This is a genomic window from Vibrio sp. YT-15 (assembly GCF_033337445.1).
Classification (GTDB): domain Bacteria; phylum Pseudomonadota; class Gammaproteobacteria; order Enterobacterales; family Vibrionaceae; genus Vibrio; species Vibrio alginolyticus.
The window spans coordinates 1-1,080 of the sequence record NZ_JAWOQR010000157.1; the positions used below are offsets into that span (position 1 = coordinate 1).

General features: G+C 42.8%; 1 protein-coding gene. It reads right to left on the bottom strand.

Annotation, left to right across the window (positions count from 1 at the left end; genetic code table 11):
- Nucleotides 1-564: HAD family hydrolase (locus tag R7D93_RS25965; RefSeq protein WP_318129642.1), on the bottom strand; the 564-nt coding region annotated here is incomplete at its 3' end.
- Nucleotides 565-1,080 lie beyond the last annotated feature (516 nt).

The following is a 1,080-nucleotide window of genomic DNA, read 5'->3' on the forward strand; positions in this document are numbered from 1 at the left end:
GATGTGTAAGGCTTCTTCTGGTTTGATGTCGACTAGATTCAAGGCTTTTTGGAATATGCTGGCCGCTGGTTTTTCTTCTGGCTCTTCGCCACCCACAATAATATGGTCCACCCATTCATCCATTTGTGTTGCTTTCAATTTGGGGTGCTGCGAGAAAATTGGACCGTTAGTGATCACGACGAGTTTGTAGTGCTTACCTAGATCCGTCAGCATTTCTTTTACGCCAGGGAAGAAAGTGAACGCGCCCATACGTGCTGAATCAAAATAGTGTTGTGCTTGCTGAGCTTGCTCTGCATCGATGTGGATGCCGTTCTCCGCCAAAATCGTTTGGATCAGACCACAGCGAAAAGCATTTTCGTCTGGAAGAAGAGCAACCAGCTGAGGAAACTCTGCGTTGAGCTTTTTATATACCCCTTGCAAGTAGCGTTGTAAGAATGCTTGAGGATCAGAGACTTGTGGATACGTTTGTTGAATCCAGGCAGCAAATTTTTGCCCTGCAGCTTTGTCTGCTTGGGATGTGCCACATAACGTCTCGTCCATATCAAAAAAAATCGCTTTAAGCACAGGGGCTCCTTTCATTCGCTACTTAGTCACTGGCGTCGAAAGCCTATTATCCCACTCTAAATCGCATCGTAAAGAGGCAATCCGTCAGCAAATTGTGCAGTTTCGTTTACGCTTAAGTGATGCTGTTCTTTTGGCTTAATCATTAAACCGCATAACGGGCGCATAATCGCAACTTTGAGGAGGTTTCCTCTGTTTTGTTGTGGTGCTCACGTTTTAGCCTTAGGTGAAGCCGGTTAACTTTGGTTTTTTATGTTTGCCGACTATTTTGTTAGTAACATTTTATGCCGAAAAATCGCTTTTGGTACGATATATTGTTTGGTAAATGTTAATGATCACACATGAATAGTGTGGTTATGGTGTGAGGTGATGTTGTGCCTATATTTAGAGCATTTTTCTAGTTTTAATGGTGCATGGCGCACAAAAATGGGGTGATATGAAAGTGGTTAAATACTTGTTAATGCATTTTTATTCGCTCATTGTGCGTGTATTCAATGTTTTTACGGCGAGATCGGAAGA